This is a genomic window from bacterium Scap17, assembly GCA_013376735.1.
Taxonomy (GTDB): domain Bacteria; phylum Pseudomonadota; class Gammaproteobacteria; order Pseudomonadales; family Halomonadaceae; genus Cobetia.
This window is the reverse complement of record VINJ01000001.1, coordinates 3,105,365-3,124,339: the sequence shown is the minus strand read 5'-3', so window position 1 is coordinate 3,124,339 and position 18,975 is coordinate 3,105,365. Positions and strand designations below refer to the sequence as shown.

The window sequence follows — 18,975 nt, the reverse complement described above, 5'->3', positions numbered from 1 at the left end:
CAGTGGCTCACCGGTCGGCACTGCCAATGCGGCGGCGGCCAAGGGGCTCGATGGTACAGGTGCCACTGACCCCGAGGCCGGTGGCGCCAGCTCTGAAGGGCACGGGCGTCATTCGTCCGACTGATGGCGTTGATGGGCGCGGGTGGCTGAGCCTGATTCACGCCACCCGTGTCCAGCAATCACTTTTTCGACGTCTCCGATGCGCGAGAGACACCATGCTTGAGGTACTCCATGCTTGAGGTGCTACGTCGTATCGTTCAGGAGGTCAATGGCGCACGTTCCCTGGACGCGGCACTGGCGACCATGGTGTTGCGCATACGCAAGGCCATGAAGACGGACGTCTGCTCCGTCTATCTGCTGGCACCGGAAAGCGATCGCTTCGTGCTCAAGGATACCATCGGTCTGCGCTCGTCGTCGGTGGGGCAGGTCAGTCTGGCACGTGGCGAGGGCCTGGTCGGGATGGTGGCGCTCAGAGAAGAGCCGCTCAATCTCGAGGATGCGCCCGCACACCCCCATTTCCGTTATTTCGAGGAGACCGGAGAGGAGCGCTTCTCCAGCTTCCTCGGTGTCCCCATCATTCATCAGCGTCGTGTGCTCGGGGTGCTGGTCATCCAGCAACACGAGAAGCGCCGCTTCGATGAAGGTGAGGAAGCCTTCCTTGTCACCCTCGGCGCGCAGCTGGCGGGGGTACTGGCTCACGCGCTGGCCACCGGGGCGCTGGGCAAGCTGGCCGGCACCAGTGGCCAGGCGACCTTCTCCGGCGTGGCCGGCTCGCCCGGCATCGCCATCGGCAAGGCCTTCGTGCTGTCTCCGCCCGCCGACCTTGACGCCGTCCCCGACCTGATCCCCACTGATATCGAATTCGAGATCGCACGTCTCAAGGAGGCGATCAACGCCGTGCGCGAAGAGATTCGCGTCGCGGCGGAGCGTCTAGCCAGTCGTATCTCCACCCAGGAACATGCGCTGTTCGAGGTCTATCAGCAGATGCTGGGCGACGCGGCGCTGGGGCAGGAAGTCGAGAAGCGCATCCGTGAAGGACAGTGGGCGCCGGCGGCACTCGCTGATATCGTCCGTCGTCATGTGCAGTATCTCGAGCGTGTCGATGACGACTACCTGCGCGAAAGAGCGGCCGACATACGGGATCTCGGGCGCCGCGTGTTGTCACACCTGCAGGAAGAGGGTGACAGCGGTCCGATCGAATACCCGGAAAACACCATCCTCATCGGCCACGAGATCAGTCCTGCGACCTTGGGAGAGGTGCCGCGTGAGCGCCTCAAGGGATTGGTCGCGGTCAGTGGCTCGAGCACCTCGCATGTCGCCATCCTGGCGCGTGCGATGGGGATTCCCACCGTGCTGGGCATGGTGGATCTTCCGTTGTCGCGACTGGGCGGTGCACCGGTCATTCTCGATGGTCACCGTGGTCGACTGGTAGTGCGTCCCGAGCTTGAGCTCGGCGCCTACTATTCACGGTTGATCGAGGAGGAGCAGGCGTTGAGTGCTCTGCTGGAGCAGGAGCAGGATCTGCCAAGCGTGACCCCGGATGGTCATGTTCTGCCGCTGATGGTGAATACCGGCCTGGCGCTGGATTCCGTCGCTTCGCTCAAGTCGCGGGTCGGCGGGGTCGGGCTCTACCGCACCGAAGTGCCGTTCATGATGAGTGACCGCTTCCCCAGCGAGCAGGAGCAGGCGCGTCTGTATCGTGAGCAGCTCACGGGCTTCGCGCCGCTGCCGGTCATCATGCGCACGCTGGATATCGGCGGCGACAAGGACCTGCCCTATTTCCCGATCAACGAGGCCAATCCCTTCCTGGGCTGGCGGGGCATCCGGGTGACACTCGATCATCCCGAGGTGCTGATGGTGCAGCTGCGTGCCATGCTACGTGGCGCGGAAGGGCTGGACAATCTGCGCATCATGCTGCCGATGATCTCGGGAATAGAGGAAGTCGATGCGGCGCTGGCGCTGGTCAATCGGGCGCTGGTCGAACTGGCCGAAGAGGGCATCAACGTCTCGCGACCGAGTCTCGGCGTGATGATCGAGGTGCCGGCGGCGCTCTACCAGCTGGAAGCGCTCGCCACTCGGGTCGACTTCTTCTCCGTGGGCTCCAACGATCTCACCCAGTATCTGCTGGCGGTGGATCGCAACAACCCGCGCGTGGCGAGTCTCTACGATGCCTGCCATCCGGCGGTGTTGCGCGCCCTGGCGCGCCTGGCGGAAGAGTCGCGTGCGCTCAAGATGCCGGTGAGCGTCTGCGGTGAGCTGGCGGGCGACCCCGCCGGGGCCTTGCTGCTGCTGGGCATGGGCTTTGACAGCCTGTCGATGAATGCCCCGAGTCTGCCGCGCGTGCGTGCGGCCATTCGGCGGGTGTCACTGGGTGCGGCGCAGGGACTGGTGGACGAGGTGCTGTGTCAGCCCACCGCCGATGAGGTTCATGACCTGTTGCTCCACCGCCTGCAGGCCTGGGATCTGGCCCATCTGTTGCCGCCGCGCGACAACGCGCCCGTGGCGCAGAAAGCCGGCGAGACGACTAACTGAGCCGCCAGCTGCCGATGTCTCCTTTCTCGCCGCTTCCCGGGGCGATCGAACATGTCATGGCCCTGCGGCTGGCGATGGTATGGCCCTCAGGGCTGAAGCGGCGCTCCAGCAGGGTCAGGGTCTGTACCACACCAGATGGATCAGTCGTGTCCCTTGCCGGGTGGCGTTGCCAGCGCACCAGGGTCGAGGCCCGCGTGCCATATTCGGCGCTGACGATGAACGGGCTGGACAGCAGGGCTTCGCGTTCGGGCGTGAGCCCGGTGGCCGGCAGCTGAGTCGGCGCGGGCCGCCAGTCATCCTTGAGCAGGTCGAGCAGCGCGTCGTCGCTCAATGCTCGTGCGGTTGTCTGACCAGCACGGGCTGACGGGGCGAGGAGGGCTGCCAGGCGCCCACTCAGACGTCGTTGCTTGGGCCAGTCGCTCTCGGGATGGCCATTGCTCAGGCTGTGGATGCCCGCGCCGAGGCGGCTCACCTCGGCCCCTTTTGGGCCATGATGCAGGCGCCACAACGCCTTGCCATCGCAGACCAGCAGGTTGCACCAGTCCACGGCCTCAAGTGTCAGCGCAGACAGCTTCTGTGCGTCTGCTCCCTCCAGTGCCGCGGGCACGCTCTCTCCCGCGACCAGGGCGCGCAACCAGTCCTCAAGGCCCCAGTCTGAGCATCGGCCCAGCGCCTGACGCGCCGCTGCCGCGACCAGCTGGCCACGGCTGATGCTGGCCGTCGGGGCAGGGTGGTCCAGCTGTCGCACATTGGTCAGCGTGGCGAGGCTGCCGGCGGGGTGCATGACCAGCCAGCCGCCGCCGGCCACCAGGTCGCGTCCGCCGCACAACAGGCCATCCGGCCACACGCCGAGCCCGATGGTGGCGCGTGCGTGAAACTCATCCCGGTTGCCGATCAGTAGCAGGCATTCGCCCTGCGGCGAGTCCGGTTGCCAGTCAAATGCCATCAGGCACATATCGCCACTCCATCAGGGGGTCGGGAGAAAATAGCGCCTCTGTCACGCGGGCACTGCATGACGCCTGACGGCGGCTTGCGTATGCTGCTGCTTTGTCTCGACAGCTTGCGCTGGCAAGCGGTCGGGCTTGCCGACGCCTCACCTACAGGATGCTTTCAGATCATGTTCTCGCGCCGTGCTTCCTCTGTCGAGCCACCGCCCGCGGCGGCGGCTTCGAATGCCCAGAATTCCGCCAGTAGCCTGGAGAAGGTCTGGGCGCGCATGATTCGGCTGACGGCTGGCCCGCTGCTGCTGGCGGAGCTGGCGGTGGCGTTGTGCTTTCTGGTCGGGGCCGCCGTGGTCTGGGACAGCACGCAGCATGCCGCCGTCGATAGCGCGCTGGGGGAACTCAGGCAGGAGCATGCGTTGGCCACGGCGCTGGTCAGCGAGCGCCTGGAAACCCAGCAGCGTCGCCTGCAGATTCTGGCGCGCTACGCACGGCGCCATCTCGATTTCGGCGCCAACGAGAGCAGCGCCTATGACGATGGCCTGGACCAGTTCTCGCTCACCGAGCAGGGCCAGTTGTTCAGGCCGGTATCGCGCGGGGGAGCCGCACTTTATGGTGAATTCGAAGGATCGTTGAGCGATAAGGATCGTGACGCCGGGCGGCGACTGATGCATATGCAGTGGCTGCTATCGGACCTCTACTCGTCGGACCCCCTGATCTCACGCCTGTTCGTGAGTCTCGATAACAGCATGGTCATGCTCTATCCCTGGTTCAACGTGCTGGACGCCTTCGCGCCGGGCAGTGATTTCATGCCCTACACCGGAGTGCTGCCGGACACCGTGCGTCAGCTTGCCGAGAATGCCGACAATGGTGCGGCGCGCGTGGTCTGGCTGCCGCCGCACCCCGGGCCTGCCGGTCTGCCGCAGATCACGGCGTTGGCAGAGGTCTCGCTCGGCAATGGCCAGAAGGCGCGTGTCGGGCTGGATCTCGCGCTGCCGCAGATGGAGGCGCGCCTGCTGCTGCCGGGGCATGCCCACTCGGATGCCTTCTGGCTGGTCGATGACCACCTGAACGTCTGGGCGGCCAGCAGCAATGTCGGCGACGGCCATTCACGGGAGCTGCCTGCGGATATCGCCCGCGCAATGGATACCAGCCTGCGCGGTGCCACGCTGGATGACCCGCACGGCGCCCAGGTGGTGGTGTGGGACAGCTTGCCGGTCACGGGTTGGCGCCTGGTGTCCAGCACGCGACTCGAGGTGCCCGGCCAGGTGCCGCTGCTGACCCTGTTGCTGGGCAGTGGTGGCGCGCTGCTGCTGGTGTTCGCTGTCGTCATGCTCATCTTGCAATGGCGGCTCAGGCGTATGGACCAGCGCCTGGGGCAGCCATTGGAGTGGCTGGCGCGCCAGAGCGAGCGTCTTGAAAACGGAGAGGTGATGGAGGAGTACCCGCCGGTGGGGCGGCAGAGCTATCCGGCGGATGACATCCTGCGTCGCCATCGTGGAGCCGTGGCCTTGCTGCGTCGTGGTCGCGGCCATGAGCTGGATGCCTTGCCGCTGCCGGCCTTCGTGATGCGCCATGGGCTGTTGGCGATGGCCAACCCGGCCTTCGAGAAGCTGTTCGGGCTGGTATTGCATGAGTCGCTGGGGCGGTCGGTGGGCAGCTTGCTGATGCTGGAGCCCAACCCCAGCGTGCCCAGCAGTCGTGAACTCCGGGTGCATGACGCCGAGGGGCGCATGCGGCGCATGCGCCTGGAGCTGTGTCGCTTCAACAATGACCCGGCCCAGGTGCTCGGGGTGCTGATCGACGAGTCCGAACATGATCAGGCCAGTCAGCAGTTGCTGGTCGCGCGTGACCGTGCACGGGAAGAGGCTCGCCTGAAGAGCGATTATCTGGACATGCTGCACGCCGAGCTGACGCCGCCGTTGCAAGGCTTGGTGCGCAAGCTTGGTCAGCTCAGGCGCGAGCGTCATATCGAGGATGCCGAGCTCAGCCTGCTGCAGGGCCGCCTCGACAGCGTGGCGCAACTGCTGGATGCCCTGACCGAGCGTGAGGAAGTGGTACGGGCACCGCTGGAAGAGAATGACTTCTCGCCGACCGAGACGCTGGGGGCGCTGCTCGAGGATATGCAGCAGCGCCATCATGACGTCGGCTACCCCTTCGAGTGGCAGCTGGGGGCGATGCCGGAGGCATTGCGCGGTGATGTGCGTCGGCTTGCACAGCTGTTCGAGCATCTTGCGGAAGGCTGTGTGCGCCACGAAAGCGCCAGTCATCAATCTCTGCGGCTTGAGCTGCAGCAAGGCTGTGAGCTGCCGACCTGTCGCGATGCAGCGTTCTCTGCAGAGGGGGCAGATGACGAGGGCTCAGAGGACGAGGGCGCTGGCTGTTGCTGTATGCGGCTCGAGCTGCGGGGGCATGTCGGGCTCGATATCGGTCATCAATCGCCCTCGAGCCTTGTCATGGCGCGGCGCTTGATCGACGAGCTGGGCGGCAGCTATCGCCAGGTCAATCTGGACGACGAGCAGGCGCTGGAAATCCTGCTGCCGATGACATGGCCGGGCAAGCCGACCGAAACCCGCATTCTGGTAGTGGATGACGGGCCGGTGAATGCGATGCTGGCGCGCACGGTGCTCGGTCGTCAGGGGTTGTTGGTCGATACCGCCAGCAGCGGCGAAGAGGCACTGGCCGCACGTGGGCAACATTTCTACGCGCTGGTGTTCATGGATATCTTCATGCCCGGCATGGACGGCGTCAGTGTCAGTCAGCGCTGGCGCGAGCAGGAAGCCGCCGCCGGCAGCGGGCGGCGCAGTGTCATCATCGCGTTGACCGCCAATGCCAGTGAAGCTGATCGCGAACGCTTCTTCGCCGCCGGGCTGGATGATTATCTGGGCAAGCCCTACCGTCCCCAGGCGCTGATCGACAAGGTCAGCATGTGGCTGCCTGACGTGACACTGACGCCACGTGTGTCCGGCAGCGGCGAAGGCCCGCTATCAACAGACGGCTGACGGTCATGGCGCTGAGAGGCCCGGGCCACTCTCGGCAGACAGTCACCGCAATGCAGCATGAAAGGAGTCAGGTATGTGGTGGTGGTATCCCTTGTTGGGCGCGGTCGCCGGCATGATCGCGGGGCTGTTCGGGATAGGTGGAGGACTTGTCATCGTGCCGGTGCTGGCCGCGGCCTTCGTGCTGCAAGGCGTCGCGCCGGAGGTATTGATGCACCTGGCGATCGGCACCTCGCTGGCCACCATCGTGGTGACCTCGCTGTCGTCGGCGCGGGCACATCATGAGCGCGGTGCGGTGCGCATCGATTGGCTCAAGCGGCTGTTGCCGGGGCTGGTGGTCGGCACCGGGCTGGGCGTGGTGCTGGCCAGTGAACTGAGCGGCGAGACCCTAAAGCTGGCCTTCGGCGTCTTCGTGCTGCTGGTGGCGGCCAAGCTCGGGCTGGATCTCAAGGTGGGCCAGATGGCACAGGCCCCCGGGCGGGTCGGCCAGTTCGTGGGTGGCAGTACCGTCGGCGTGATTTCCTCGCTGTTCGGCATCGGTGGCGGCACGGTGATGGTGCCGATGCTCTCCAGCTGGCAGGCGCGCATGACCGAGGCGGTGGGGACCGCCGCCGCGGCAGGCTTTCCCATTGCGCTGACCGCCGCACTGACCAACATCGTGGTTGGCTGGCATGCCCCAAATCTGCCGGAGCACGCCATCGGCTATGTCCATTGGGTGGCGTGGCTGGGCATCGTGCTGGTGTCCGTGCCGTTTGCGCGCCTCGGGGCGCGGCTGGCACATGCCTTGCCAGCTCTGCTGTTAAAGCGCCTGTTCGCGCTGATTCTGGTCGTCGTCGGACTGCGGTTTCTGCTGGCGTGAGCGGGAATACGCTGCCTCAGGCAGGTCGTGTTCATGCTTTGACTGTTATGCTCTGCCCGCCTGAGAGGCGATGCCTGCATCGCCCAGTGCGTTGATAGAGCCCGACTTCCTCATTCAAGGTTTTCACATGTTGCAATATCCTGAGATCGACCCCGTGGCGCTGGCGCTGGGGCCCTTCAAGATTCACTGGTACGGGTTGATGTACGTGATCGGTTTCGCGGCGGCCTGGGGGCTGGCGCGAGCACGTCGCGCACGTGTCGGCCTCAGTCAGGACGCGGTGGGCGACCTGATCTTCTTCGGCGCCCTGGGTGTGGTGCTGGGTGGCCGCCTGGGGTATGCGCTCTTCTATGGCTTCGACAAGCTGCTGGCGGACCCGGTGTGGATCTTCAAGGTCTGGGATGGCGGCATGAGCTTCCATGGCGGTCTGCTGGGCGTGTTGATCGCGATGCTGTTGTTCGCGCGTCGCCATCAGCTGACCTTCTTCCAGCTGACCGATTTCATCGCGCCGATGGTGCCGATCGGCCTCGGTGCAGGACGGCTGGGCAACTTCATCAATCAGGAGCTGCCGGGGCGCATCACCGATGTCTCCTGGGGCATGGTCTACCCGCTCTACGGGCCGGAGCCGCGTCATCCCTCGCAGCTCTATCAGTTTGCACTGGAAGGCGTCGTGCTGTTCGCCATCCTGTGGTTCGTCTCGCGTGAACCGCGCCAGAAGGGCTTGATCTCCGGGCTGTTTCTGCTCTGCTATGGTTGCTTCCGGTTCATCACCGAATTCTTCCGTCAGCCGGACTCCCAGCTGGGCTTCATCGCCTTCGACTGGCTGACCATGGGCCAGCTGCTGTCGCTGCCGATGGTGCTGTTCGGGCTGCTGTTGATGGCCTGGTCGCGCGGTCAGGAAGTGGCGCAGCCGCCTGCACCTCGCGCCTCCTGAGAGGCAATGCAGGCGTGAATACAGGGGGCATTCGGTGTAAACTGGCCCCCTGCCAGATACGCAAGAACGCGGCCATCGGGCCGCGTTCTTGCGTATCTGGCAGCGTCAAATATCGTCAAGTGAACGATTCGAATTCATGAGAGGCTGGCGCGCGCAGGGCGATCCACCTGGCCCGTTCGCTGCGCCAGCCTCTGACACGCCGTACGGACTCGCCACCATGCAACCCTATCTAGATCTGATGCGCCATGTGCTGGAAAACGGCACACAAAAGGGCGATCGCACCGGCACCGGCACCCTGAGTGTCTTCGGCCACCAGATGCGCTTTGATCTGGCCGAAGGCTTTCCGCTGGTCACGACCAAGAAGCTGCACCTGCGCTCGATCATCCACGAGCTGCTGTGGTTCCTGAAAGGCGATACCAACATCGCCTACCTGAAGGAAAACGGCGTGCGTATCTGGGACGAGTGGGCCGATGAGAATGGCGATCTCGGGCCGGTATACGGTTACCAGTGGCGCAGCTGGCCGAACCCGCAAGGCGGTTCCGTCGACCAGATCAGCCAGCTGATCCAGCAGATCAAGACCAACCCGGATTCGCGCCGCCTGATGGTCTCGGCCTGGAACCCGGCGCTGGTGGACGAGATGGCGCTGCCGCCCTGTCATGCGCTGTTCCAGTTCTACGTCGCCGATGGCCGCCTGTCCTGCCAGCTCTATCAGCGCAGCGCGGACATCTTCCTGGGCGTGCCGTTCAACATCGCAAGCTATGCGCTGCTGACCCAGATGGTCGCACAGGTATGTGGCCTCAAGCCGGGCGAGTTCATCCACACCCTCGGCGATGCCCACCTTTACAGCAATCATCTCGAGCAGGCGCGTGAGCAGTTGACGCGTGAGCCGCTGGCGCTGCCGCAGCTGGTGTTGAATCCGGAAGTTACGGATCTGTTCGATTTCACCTTCGATGACATTGCCATCGAAGGCTATGAATCCCATCCGCATATCAAGGCGCAGGTGGCTGTATGAGCGATAATGAATTCTCTCCACTGACAGCGGCGGCTGACACCGTCGTGCCCGTCGCGATGATTGCCGCCATGTCGGTCAACCGCGTGATCGGCGTCGACAACCAGTTGCCTTGGTATCTGCCGGAAGACCTGAAGTTCTTCAAGCATGTCACCCAGGGCAAGCCGGTGATCATGGGTCGCAAGACCTTCGCCTCCATCGGCAGGCCGTTGCCCAACCGCCTCAACATCGTGGTCACGCGTGACAGCGAGTTCAGTCACGATGGCGTACGGGTCTGCAGTGACCTGGCCGCCGCGCTGAGCATGGCGGACCACCACGCGATGATCGAAGGCGTGGATGAGATCATGGTGATCGGTGGCGGTCAGATCTACGCCCAGGCGCTGCCGGTGGCGACGCGCCTCTATCTCACCGAGGTTGCGGTCGAGATCGAGGGCGATGCCCATTTCCCGGCGCTGGATGCGAGCTGGCAGGAAGCGCAGCGCGTCCCGGGGGAGAGCGGTGAGGGCCTGCCGGCCTATGATTTCGTGCGCTTCGAGCGCCGCGACGTCTGAGCCACTGGCTGGCCGGCGTGACCTTTACAGTCAGCAGGTACTGACACAGACTGGTGCCAAACGGAACTGCCCATAGCGTGCAAGGGAGGCTCAGGCCTTGACGATGGATCGCCTCGAAGCGCTGTATTCTGCGCTTGAACATGAAGCCGACACACAGCGACAGCAGCGTGACACAGAGCGCCAGGCCCGTGCGGCCCTGGAGTCGGAAAATGCCCGCCTGCGCGATGCGCTGGCCCAGCTTGAGCAGCAGGCAACGTCTGCAGCCACGGCAGATGCCGATGCGCATCAGCGTGCCCTGGCAGACGCCGAGCGTGCACTGGCCGCAGAGCGTGGTGAGCGAGAGCAGCTCGCTGAGCAGCTCGCGGCGGCGCGCCAGACACTGCAGGAGCAGCAGGCGCAGTTGAACGCGGTGAATGAGGCGTTGCTGGCGCGAGATGCGCAATTGCGCGAACTGGCTGAGCAGGCTTCTGCGCCGCAACCCTCCACGAATGCGGAGTCGGGTCTGGCAGCGCAGCAGGAGGCGCAGGCAGAACGCCTGGCCTCAGAGCGCCTGAACGTGAGTCAGCCGGCAGCTGACGCGCAGACAGCGGCGGCTGCCGACTCGTCCGAGGATCAGGCACCGCAAGCTCAGGTACCGCAGGAGCAGGAAGCGCATCAGCAGAACGAAGTCACGCTGGGCGAGGCGCAGCAGGCGTCTCGGCCTGAGGCGGCGCCTTCTCCGCATGCGCTGCTCAAGCAGTGGTACAAGCGCTATCCGGATACCTTCTTCAAGGGCCATACCCGGCCGCTGAAGATCGGCATCCATATCGAGCTGCTGGAAAACGAGCCCTGGGATGACAAGCTGGTGCGGCGCGCGCTGGCGGGTTATGTCCATCTGCCGCGGTATCTGAAGGCGGTACGGGCGGGCACGCAGCGCGTGGATCTCTCGGGTCAGTCGGTGGGTGCCGTGACGGAAGATGAAGCACGCCATGCCCGTCAGCAGCTCGATGAGCTGACGCGTCAGCAGAGGGCGCGTGAAGAGCAGGCGACCGATCAGCGCATCAGCCACAAGCTCAGCGAGCTGATGACCAAGCACCGTCCCTGAGAATGTGCTGGCAGGTGGTGTGGCAGCTGGTGAAGACGCTCGATCGACAATGATCGATGGTAATAGACAAGGCCCCTGTGCGGATTCCCGCACAGGGGCCTTGTCGTTGATGGGCGGAAATCCGCACAGCTCCCTCATAAACTGCCAGCGCCGGCGGAATTCGGCTCAGTCTTGTGAGAATCGTGCGCGACTTGTTTTTCTGCAACTTATTGAATTGTATGGATTTTCTCGTCTATCTGGCGGCTGTGGCGCAATGCTCGCAGTGTCTCGGCCATCCCTGCTCGCGCCGCGCCTCTGCGTGGCTTCGTGTCGGAGCCACGCAGACGGGATATCGAATGCCCTACAAGACCCACAATATCCGCAATTCAAGAGGATTCGCCATGCGCCTTATCAAGCCAGCCCTGACCGCCCTGAGTGCTGCCATCCTGTTTGCCTCTACGACGGCCATGGCCGACCCGATCACCATCAAGTTCTCCCATGTGGTGGCGGAAAATACCCCCAAGGGCCAGATGGGCAAGAAGTTCCAGCAACTGGTAGAGGAGCGTCTGGGCGACAAGGTGGAAGTCGAGCTCTACCCCAGTTCGCAGCTGTACGGGGACGACAAGGTGTTGGAAGCCATGCTGCTGGGCGATGTGCAGCTGGCCGCACCGTCATTGTCCAAGTTCCAGAAATATACCGATCAGCTGCAGGTCTTCGATCTGCCCTTCCTGTTCAAGGATATGGACGCTGTCGAGCGCTTCCAGAGCAGCGAGACGGGCCAGTCATTGCTGACGTCGCTGGAATCCAAGGGGCTGGTGGGGCTCGGTTATCTGCATAACGGCATGAAGCAGCTTTCCGCATCGTCGCCGCTCAAGACACCGGGGGACGCCGACGGCAAGAAATTCCGCATCATGACCTCCGATGTGCTCGAGGCCCAGTTTGACGCGGTGGATGCCGTCTCGCTGAAGAAGCCGTTCTCCGAGGTCTTCATCCTGTTGCAGACCAAGGCCATCGACGGCCAGGAGAACACCTACTCCAATATCTACTCCCAGAAGTTCTTCGAGGTGCAGCCGTACATCACTGAATCCAACCACGGCGTGCTGGATTACATGGTGGTGTCCTCGGCGCGCTTCTGGAATGGCCTGCCGGATGATGTGCGTGGCGAGGTCAAGTCGGCGCTCGATGAGGCCATCGTCTACGGCAACCAGCTCTCCGAAGCCAAGAACATGGAGGCCAAGCAGGCCATCCTCGATTCCGGCCAGAGCGAGATCATTACGCTCGACGATGCCCAGCGTCAGCAGTGGGTCGACGCCATGAAGCCGGTATGGGGCGAGTTTGCCGACGACATCGGTCAGGACATCATCGACGCCGCGCAAGCGGCCAACCAGTAAGCCGTCAGGCCATCCATCACTTGCCCCATCTTGAGCGCCAGAAAATCGGCGATCACGCGTGGGGCAAGTGTCCTTGAGCGACATGAGGATTCTTGCCATGGCACTAAGATGGCTTCACAAGGCGGAAGAGACGCTGTTCTCGCTGCTGCTGGTAGCGATGGTGCTGCTGGTCTTCGTCGAGGTGGTGTTGCGCTTCGTCTTCAATACCGGCATCAGCTGGTCACAGGAAGCCACGCTGTATCTGGCGGGCTGGTTCGTGTTGATCGGCGTGTCCTGGGGCGTCAAGCAGGGCGCGCATATCGGTGTGGATGTCGTGGTCAAGATGCTGCCGGTGCTCTGGCAGCGCGTGGCGACCTTGCTGGCGCTGGCGATCTGCATGGCGTACTGCGTGTTGCTGCTGGTCGGCAGTTATGAATATCTCTCGCTGATGAAGATGATCGGCATCGAGCTTGAGGACATCGCGATTCCCAAGTGGTATGCCCTCACCATTCTGCCCATTGCCATGTTGTTGCTGATGCTGCGCTTTACGGTACTGGGCTGGAAGGTGATTCGTGGCGATGCCAGTGGCTTCGGCTTTCATGACGAAGGCGAGGACAGCATGCACCTGGTGCAGTCGGATGAGCCGGATGGCCAGGATAACGGCGATGCTGGCCGTGACAGTGATCAGGGAACACCACGATGACCATAGCCACTCTGTTTGCGCTGCTGTTCGGCGGCATCTTTCTCGGCATGCCGATCGCCTTTGCGCTGGGCTTCTCGAGCGTCACCACGATCCTGCTGTTTTCCAGTGACTCACTGGGGTCGGTGGCGATCAAGCTGTTCGAAGCCCTGTCGCATCACTACACCCTGCTGGCGATCCCGTTCTTCATTCTCTCCAGCACCTTTCTCTCGACCGGCGGCGTGGCACGTCGCCTGATCACCTTCGCCACCGACGCTATCGGCCATGTGCGCGGGGGGCTGGCGATGGCCTCCGTGCTGGCGTGCATGCTATTTGCCGCCGTGTCCGGCTCTTCTCCGGCCACGGTGGCGGCCATCGGCTCCATCGTGATCGCGGGTATGGTGCGCCAGGGCTATACCGAGTCCTTCGCGGCGGGCGTGATCACCAATGCGGGTACGCTGGGTATTCTGATTCCACCGTCCATCGTGATGTTGGTGTATTCCGCCGCCACGGAGGTCTCGGCGGCCAAGATGTTCATGGCCGGCCTGATTCCGGGCCTCCTGATGGGCGGTATCCTGATGGTCGCCATCTATATCGCGGCGCGGATCAAGAAGTTGCCGGCTCAGCCTTTCCCGGGCATACGGGTGCTTGCGCGCTCCGGCTTGATCGCCATGGGCGGTCTGATGTTGATCTTCATCGTGCTGGGGTCGATCTATGGCGGCGTGGCCAGTCCCACCGAAGCCGCGGCCGTGGCCACGGTGTATGCCTGGTTCATCGCCGTGGTGGGTTATCGCGACATGGGCCCCTTGAAGAACGTGCCGTGGCGCAAGGGCAACGAAGCCTGGGGGAGTGCGGGGTTGCGCGCGCTGTGGCAGGTACCTGCCGGTCTCTTGGGGTCCTTCACCGATCAGGAGGTCAAGAAGGTGGTACTGGATGGCGCGCGTGTCTCGATGATGCTGCTGTTCATCATCGCCAACGCGATGCTGTTCGCGCATGTCCTGACCACGGAGCGCATTCCGCACACCATCGCCGAAACCATCATCGGCTGGGGACTGCCGGCGTGGGGCTTCCTGATCGTGATGAATCTGCTGCTGCTGGCGGCGGGCAACTTCATGGAGCCCTCGGCCATCCTGCTGATCATGGCGCCAATCCTGTTCCCCATCGCGACGCAGCTGGGGATCGACCCGATCCATCTCGGCATCATCATGGTGGTCAACATGGAGATCGGCATGCTGACACCCCCCGTGGGGCTGAATCTGTTCGTGACGGCGGGGATCACCGGCAAGCCGATGACCTGGGTCATTCGGGCAGCATTGCCGTGGCTGTCGCTGTTGCTGCTGTTCCTGGTGTTGATCACCTACGTGCCGGCTATCTCGCTGTTCCTGCCCAACTGGTTGAGCAGTTGACGATAACTATCTGCAGATCTTGATAGCAGACTCATCAATGAATCATTGGCACAGGGACGGTGCCTTTGATGAAGATAAAGCTGAGAGGAAACCACAGCTTGGCATCAGACAAGCACAGCAGTTGGCGGGTATTTGATCTGCGACTTTTGTCGCAAACGAGGTTTTTCCACAATGAATCCGGGATTAACGCTCAGCGATGCGCTCGATGCTGCAGAAATCGGCGTCAAGACGCATGGTTGTCATGAATCCTTCATTCGTGGGCCCTAGAGTATGCTCACGCCAGACAACCGACCGATGGATAGGTTCAGGAGTGGTGATCGAAAACAGTGTTTTTTTCTGTTGCACATCCTGAAAGCCCGGTATATGGTTTCCCTGCGAGCATTGGATAATAACTAGGCCACAGAGTTTTAGAGGCGTCATCAAGCGCCCGGAACCTCGGCCACTGCCACCGGCAGACACGATCGAACAGTTAACGCTAGTTAAGGAACTATCGCGATGAAAAAGACACTTCTGGCTACTGCCATCGCCGGCGCTGCTGCCCTGGCTGCTACTTCCGCTTCCGCTGCAACCGTCTACAACCAGGACGGCACCAAGCTGGACATCTACGGTAACGTTCAGCTGGCATACACCTATATTGACCAGCTCAACGGTGACGAGGAAAGCGAACTGGGTGACAACGGCTCCACCTTCGGTGCCAAGGGCGAGCACAAGATCAACGACGACATCGTCGGTTACTTCAAGGCCGAGTGGGAATACGACGCTGACGAATCCAAGGGCAGTGGTAACGGTCTGAACGATGGCGATCAGTCCTACGTCGGCGCCAAGGGCTCCTTCGGTGATGCGCGTATCGGTTCCTGGGATCAGCTGATGGATGACTGGATCCAGGATCCGATCACCAACAACGAATACTTCGATGTGAGTGATTCCAGTGTCGCTTTTTCAACTAACCCAGATAGTCGCGTTGACACTAATGTAAACAGTGGCAACCTTCGTGAAGGCGATAAGCTGCAGTACATGTCACCGGTCATGGGTGGATTGCAGTTTGCAGTCGGCTCAGTTTTCAAAGGCGACGGTGAAGATGAAAATATTCGTGACTCGAATGAAGCATCCTTCTATGCTGGCGCCAAGTACACCGTTGGTGGATTCTCCGTTGCTGCAGTATATGACGACTTAGGTCAGTTCGATGGTGCAGAGACTCAAAATGTATCCGTTGATCCTGCCACTGGTGATGTCTCTGCTGTGGACTCAGGTCAAGCTCAGGGCGATATCGGTGAGCAGTACGGCCTGACCGCTCAGTATACCGTCGATGCGCTGCGCGTTGCTGTAAAAGCCGAGCGATATGCAGCTGATGCAGATAATGCAGATGTTGACTTCTATGGTATCGGTGCGCGCTACGGCTATGGCATGGGCGATGTCTATGGTGCCTATCAGTATGTCGACGCTGATGAAGACTCATTGATCGCTATTCGTAATGGTGGTGATGACAGCTTCAACGAATTCACTGTCGGTGCCACTTACAACATCTCTTCCGCGATGTACACCTTCATCGAGTACGCCCAATACGATCGTTCCGGTGACGCTGGTGACGGTGCTGCAGTCGGCATTTACTACGGCTTCTAAGACGTCTTCAATCGTCTAGCAAGCTAACGAAAGCCGGTCCTTCGGGGCCGGCTTTTTTACGTCTGTCACTTCCGTGATGACTGACTCCCTGTGCGATGAAGGGAGGGTGGTCACTACGCAAGCACGAGCGTCATGACCACCAAAAAGCCCCTTTGATCTGATGATCAAGGGGGCTTTTGTCATGCGCTTTTCATGGCAAAACTGGCGCCGGCTGCTGGTAGATCAGCGGTGGCGCGTCACCATTTACTGCATGGCGTCGAGGTCTTCACGCTTGGGCAATGCAGCATAGGCACCCGGACGAGTCACGGCGAAGGCGCCGCAGGCTGCAGCACGCTCCAGTGCGGCGTTGAGATGACTCTCGTCTTCGCACCAGTCGCTCAGGTTGTCGGCATGGATGCCGGCTTCACTGAGCGCTGACAGGAAGCCCCCGATGAAGGCATCGCCACCGGCGGTGGTGTCGACCGCCTTGACGGTGGGCGGCGTGATGCTGACGGTCTCGGTGTCGCCGCTCTGCTTGCGCACCAGGGCGCGAATCACGCCCGGGCCATCGGTGAGCACGATCAGGCGCACACCGGCCTTCAGGCGCGCTTCGAGCCAGTCGGTCTGTGGCTGACTACCGGTCAGTGCCTCGACCTCTTCCTGGGACAGCTTGAGGATGTCGGCGTTGTCCAGCAGGCGCGTGACCAGGGTCACATCGACCTGCTGGTTCGGCCACAGGTTGTGACGCAGATTGGCATCCACGCTGACCAGAGAGCCTGCCGCACGTGCGCGTGATGCCAGCACGAAGCTGGTGTCCGCGATGCCGGCGTCGGTCAGGCTGTTGCTGCACAGGTGGAAGATGGCGGGAGTCGCGAACAGCTCAGGCCCGGCGTGTTCCGGACGGAACAGCAGGTCAGCGGCCGGCGGACGATAGAAGTCGAAGCGGCGTTCACCCTCTTCATCGCGAGACACGAAGGCGAGCGCGGTGCGCGCATGGCTGGTGCGCTTGACGTGTTCCATCTGCACGCCATGAGCGCTCAGTTCGTCGTGCAGGAAGTCACCGAAGCTGTCCTGACCCAGCATGCCGACGAAGTGGCTCGGCAGGCCGAGGCGGGCACAGGCCACCGCGACGTTGGCCGGTGCGCCGCCCGCGTAGGGCGTGAAGGTTTCCTGTTCGACGGCCTGGCCGCCGAGCTTGTTGGAGAGCATGTCGACGAGCGCTTCGCCGAACGCGATTACCGGAGTCATCAGGAGGAGGTTTCCTTGCGAGTGGTCGTCGTGGAGCCTTTGGCTTGCTTGCCCGGCTTGTCGTTGCTGTCATCTGCCTGGGTGGCGCCACCGGCAGGGAAGTGCTCACGGACCAGTGCCAGCAGGCCCTGGGTGGACGGATCGAAGGCCTTCACGTCGGTATCGATGCGCGCGCTGATCTCCCCGGCGATGCGCTTGCCGAGCTGCACGCCCCACTGGTCGAAGGAGTTGATGTTCCAGATCACGCCCTGCACGAAGACCTTGTGCTCGTAGAGGGCGATCAGTGCGCCGAGATTGCGCGGGGTCATCTCATCCAGCAGCAGGGTGCTCGACGGGCGGTTGCCCGGGCAATTGTAGTGCGGATCGAGGTTGCTGCCATCCTGGCTGCCTTCCATGAAGGCATTGGCCTGGGCCAGCATGTTGGTGATCAGCGCGAAGTGGTGCTCTTCGGTGCCCGGTTCCGGCTTCAGCGAGGCGATGAAGTCGATGGGCACGTAGCGGGTGCCCTGGTGCAGCAGCTGGAAGAAGGCATGCTGACCGTTGGAGCCGGTCTCGCCCCAGACGATCGGGCCGGTCTTGTAGTCCACCGGACGGCCGAAGATGTCGACCGACTTGCCGTTGGATTCCATGTCCAGCTGCTGCAGGAAGGCGGGCAGCTGATGCAGGGCCTGGTCGTAAGGCACGATGGCCTGGGTCTCGGCACCCATGAAGTTGATGTACCAGATGCCGATCAGCGCCATCAGGACCGGCATGTTCTCGGCCATCGGCGCATTGATGAAGTGCTGGTCCATCTCATGGGCGCCTTCCAGCAGCTCCATGAAGCCTTCGTAGCCGATGGACAGGGCGATGGGCAGGCCGATGGAAGACCACATGGAGTAGCGACCGCCAACCCAGGCCCAGAATTCGAAGACGTTCTCTTCGCGAATGCCGAATTCCTTGGCCGCCTTGCGGTTGGTGGAAGCCGCGACGAAGTGGGCACCGACATCGGCATCTTCGCCGGCGTGCTCCAGGAACCAGCGGCGCGCCGTCTTGGCGTTGAGCAGGGTTTCCTGGGTGGAGAAGGTCTTGGTGGAGACGATGAACAGCGTGGTGGCCGGATCCAGGCGCTTGAGCACCTTCTGGATGTGGTTGCCATCCACGTTGGAGACGAAGTGGAAGTTCAGCTCCGGGTGGCGATGCTTGAGCAGGGCACGGCAGGCCATGTTGGGGCCCAGATCAGAGCCGCCGATGCCGATGTTGACCACGTCGTGAATCCGCTGGCCGTCGAAGCCTTTCCACTCACCGCTGCGCACGGCTTCCGAGAAGGCGCGGATCTGCTCGCGCGTCTTGTGGATTTCCGGCATCACGTCCTTGCCATCGACGATGACCGGCGTGTTGGTCTGGCTGCGCAGTGCGGTGTGCAGCACCGGGCGATTCTCGGTGACGTTGATGATGTCGCCGGAGAACATCTGCGCGCGACGTTGAACGAGTGCAGAGTGCTCAGCCAGTTCGACCAGCGCCTCCATTACCTCATCGGAGATGTGGTGCTTGGAGTAGTCGAGAAACAGGCCGCCCACGCGCAGGCTCATCTTCTCGAAGCGCTTGGGATCCGCCACGAAGTAATCGCGGATGCGGTCGTTGCGGGTCACCTCGCCCAGCCGGGTCAGCGCCTGCCAGGAAACACTACGGGTCAATTGCAGCATGGAAGTGTCCATCGTATGGGTTGTGGAAGTTCATCGGGGCGGGTCGCATTCTGTGGCGGCCCGACGCACGCTTGCAGGCGAGGCGAAAGTCGCTGTCAGCCGGGAG

14 protein-coding genes are annotated in these 18,975 nt (G+C 62.6%); 11 read left to right on the top strand and 3 right to left on the bottom strand.

Annotated elements, in window-relative coordinates; genetic code table 11:
• Positions 1-231 precede the first annotated feature (231 nt).
• Complete coding sequence (gene ptsP / locus FLM52_13230; GenBank protein ID NVN56739.1) at positions 232-2,532, top strand: phosphoenolpyruvate--protein phosphotransferase; 2,301 nt, start codon at positions 232-234, stop codon at positions 2,530-2,532.
• On the opposite strand, the gene FLM52_13225 is transcribed toward ptsP, so the two are convergent.
• Positions 2,525-3,487 (bottom strand): hypothetical protein, encoded by a 963-nt coding sequence (locus FLM52_13225; protein NVN56738.1) that lies wholly within the window; start codon positions 3,485-3,487, stop codon positions 2,525-2,527. The two genes, ptsP and FLM52_13225, sit on opposite strands and share 8 nt — an antisense overlap.
• 57 nt (positions 3,488-3,544) lie before the next feature.
• Here FLM52_13225 and FLM52_13220 point away from each other — a divergent pair, with 57 nt between their 5' ends.
• From FLM52_13220 to FLM52_13175, 10 genes are all read left to right on the top strand, one after another.
• Positions 3,545-6,475, top strand: coding sequence for a response regulator (locus FLM52_13220; GenBank protein ID NVN56737.1), 2,931 nt, complete (start codon positions 3,545-3,547; stop codon positions 6,473-6,475).
• Positions 6,476-6,548: 73 nt separating this feature from the next.
• Positions 6,549-7,331 (top strand): sulfite exporter TauE/SafE family protein, encoded by a 783-nt coding sequence (locus FLM52_13215; GenBank protein NVN56736.1) that lies wholly within the window; start codon positions 6,549-6,551, stop codon positions 7,329-7,331.
• Between the two features lie 127 nt (positions 7,332-7,458).
• A complete protein-coding gene (locus FLM52_13210) occupies positions 7,459-8,262 on the top strand; it encodes a prolipoprotein diacylglyceryl transferase (protein ID NVN56735.1) in 804 nt (267 codons plus the stop codon).
• 217 nt (positions 8,263-8,479) lie between these two features.
• Entirely contained in the window at positions 8,480-9,274 is a 795-nt protein-coding gene (locus tag FLM52_13205) for a thymidylate synthase (GenBank protein NVN56734.1), read from the top strand.
• The gene (locus FLM52_13200) at positions 9,271-9,822 is read left to right on the top strand and encodes a dihydrofolate reductase (GenBank protein NVN56733.1); all 552 of its coding nucleotides are present in this window, start codon (positions 9,271-9,273) and stop codon (positions 9,820-9,822) included. Before FLM52_13205 ends, FLM52_13200 begins: the two co-directional genes overlap by 4 nt.
• 103 nt (positions 9,823-9,925) lie before the next feature.
• Positions 9,926-10,906, top strand: coding sequence for a hypothetical protein (locus tag FLM52_13195; GenBank protein NVN56732.1), 981 nt, complete (start codon positions 9,926-9,928; stop codon positions 10,904-10,906).
• Positions 10,907-11,286: 380 nt separating this feature from the next.
• Positions 11,287-12,276: a TRAP transporter substrate-binding protein gene (locus FLM52_13190; protein NVN56731.1), complete on the top strand. Its 990-nt coding sequence runs from the start codon at positions 11,287-11,289 to the stop codon at positions 12,274-12,276.
• 97 nt (positions 12,277-12,373) lie between these two features.
• Positions 12,374-12,958, top strand: coding sequence for a TRAP transporter small permease (locus FLM52_13185; GenBank protein ID NVN56730.1), 585 nt, complete (start codon positions 12,374-12,376; stop codon positions 12,956-12,958).
• The gene (locus tag FLM52_13180) at positions 12,955-14,340 is read left to right on the top strand and encodes a TRAP transporter large permease subunit (protein NVN56729.1); all 1,386 of its coding nucleotides are present in this window, start codon (positions 12,955-12,957) and stop codon (positions 14,338-14,340) included. The genes FLM52_13185 and FLM52_13180 overlap by 4 nt, the downstream gene beginning before the upstream one ends.
• A 495-nt stretch (positions 14,341-14,835) precedes the next feature.
• Positions 14,836-15,960 (top strand): porin, encoded by a 1,125-nt coding sequence (locus tag FLM52_13175; GenBank protein ID NVN56728.1) that lies wholly within the window; start codon positions 14,836-14,838, stop codon positions 15,958-15,960.
• Between the two features lie 243 nt (positions 15,961-16,203).
• Here the strand turns inward: FLM52_13175 and FLM52_13170 are convergent, their stop codons facing one another.
• Both FLM52_13170 and FLM52_13165 read right to left on the bottom strand, forming a co-directional pair.
• Entirely contained in the window at positions 16,204-17,187 is a 984-nt protein-coding gene (locus tag FLM52_13170) for a carbohydrate kinase (protein NVN56727.1), read from the bottom strand.
• Entirely contained in the window at positions 17,187-18,869 is a 1,683-nt protein-coding gene (locus FLM52_13165; protein ID NVN56726.1) for a glucose-6-phosphate isomerase, read from the bottom strand. The genes FLM52_13170 and FLM52_13165 overlap by 1 nt, the downstream gene beginning before the upstream one ends.
• Positions 18,870-18,975 lie beyond the last annotated feature (106 nt).

Excerpts from the sequence above, each read along its gene's own strand:
- ptsP (NVN56739.1), top strand. The coding sequence starts at position 232 with ATGCTTGAGGTGCTACGTCGTATCGTTCAGGAGGTCAATGGCGCACGT.
- FLM52_13225 (NVN56738.1), bottom strand. The coding sequence starts at position 3,487 with ATGTGCCTGATGGCATTTGACTGGCAACCGGACTCGCCGCAGGGCGAA.
- FLM52_13220 (NVN56737.1), top strand. The coding sequence starts at position 3,545 with ATGACGCCTGACGGCGGCTTGCGTATGCTGCTGCTTTGTCTCGACAGC.
- FLM52_13215 (NVN56736.1), top strand. The coding sequence starts at position 6,549 with ATGTGGTGGTGGTATCCCTTGTTGGGCGCGGTCGCCGGCATGATCGCG.
- FLM52_13210 (NVN56735.1), top strand. The coding sequence starts at position 7,459 with ATGTTGCAATATCCTGAGATCGACCCCGTGGCGCTGGCGCTGGGGCCC.
- FLM52_13205 (NVN56734.1), top strand. The coding sequence starts at position 8,480 with ATGCAACCCTATCTAGATCTGATGCGCCATGTGCTGGAAAACGGCACA.
- FLM52_13200 (NVN56733.1), top strand. The coding sequence starts at position 9,271 with ATGAGCGATAATGAATTCTCTCCACTGACAGCGGCGGCTGACACCGTC.
- FLM52_13195 (NVN56732.1), top strand. The coding sequence starts at position 9,926 with ATGGATCGCCTCGAAGCGCTGTATTCTGCGCTTGAACATGAAGCCGAC.
- FLM52_13190 (NVN56731.1), top strand. The coding sequence starts at position 11,287 with ATGCGCCTTATCAAGCCAGCCCTGACCGCCCTGAGTGCTGCCATCCTG.
- FLM52_13185 (NVN56730.1), top strand. The coding sequence starts at position 12,374 with ATGGCACTAAGATGGCTTCACAAGGCGGAAGAGACGCTGTTCTCGCTG.
- FLM52_13180 (NVN56729.1), top strand. The coding sequence starts at position 12,955 with ATGACCATAGCCACTCTGTTTGCGCTGCTGTTCGGCGGCATCTTTCTC.
- FLM52_13175 (NVN56728.1), top strand. The coding sequence starts at position 14,836 with ATGAAAAAGACACTTCTGGCTACTGCCATCGCCGGCGCTGCTGCCCTG.
- FLM52_13170 (NVN56727.1), bottom strand. The coding sequence starts at position 17,187 with ATGACTCCGGTAATCGCGTTCGGCGAAGCGCTCGTCGACATGCTCTCC.
- FLM52_13165 (NVN56726.1), bottom strand. The coding sequence starts at position 18,869 with ATGCTGCAATTGACCCGTAGTGTTTCCTGGCAGGCGCTGACCCGGCTG.